This window comes from Erwinia typographi (assembly GCF_000773975.1).
Taxonomy (GTDB): domain Bacteria; phylum Pseudomonadota; class Gammaproteobacteria; order Enterobacterales; family Enterobacteriaceae; genus Erwinia; species Erwinia typographi.
This window is the reverse complement of record NZ_JRUQ01000128.1, coordinates 1-779: the sequence shown is the minus strand read 5'-3', so window position 1 is coordinate 779 and position 779 is coordinate 1. Positions and strand designations below refer to the sequence as shown.

Here is a 779-nt window from a genome sequence, read left to right as displayed (position 1 = left end):
GTGGCAACGCCGTTTTCTCCGGTAACGGCAGATGAGGACGTCAGCTTCGCGCTGCCGTCTGACGTCAGGCTCCAGGACACGGCCGTGTTACGTACGGGCTGCCCCTTACGGTTGGTGGCCAGCACCTGCAGCACATCACGGGACACGCCATCTGCCGGACTGTTGTCTGTCAGTACCGTCAGCGCCAGGTACGCCACGCCCTCATCCGGATTTTTACGGTACTGCATGACAATTTCATTATTCCGGTTCACCAGTTCATACCGGCTGCCCGCCAGCGTGCGCAGGGCGGCCACATTCGCAGGGTCTGTCTGCCAGCGCCAGTTCTGCCCCATCGTCCAGTGCAGCCCCAGCAGCGCCTGCGTGTCATGCTGCCCGGCCCCCTGCTTCTGGTCCACGCCCAGCGTCACCAGCGGTACCGGCGTGTACGTCAGACCTGCCGTCACCGCATGCGGATTTCGCTGCAGATGGTCTTTGTCAAACAGCGCCACCTGACTGCCATAATACTGCTCCCAGACCAGCTTTCCGCCCAGTTGCGGGAATGCCGGCAGCCAGCCTTCAGCCCTGACATCATAACCGTCGGCCGGTTTTTCCTGCCACGAATCATCAAAATCACGGGAACCGTGCCACTGCGTGGTCCCCACATAGGTATTGGCCGACAGGCGAAGGTAATCCGTCCATGCTTCCCCCCCCAGACCGACACGGCGGTTTTTACCGGTGAAGTCATCATCAAAAAAGACGTTCCCGCCATACATCCAGCCATTCTGCCAGAACGTACGTAC

1 protein-coding gene is annotated in these 779 nt (G+C 60.5%); it reads right to left on the bottom strand.

The genetic code is table 11. The features are described 5' to 3' along the window. On the bottom strand, window positions 1-779 hold a 779-nt coding region (locus tag NG99_RS27230), incomplete at both ends, for an inverse autotransporter beta domain-containing protein (protein ID WP_034900014.1).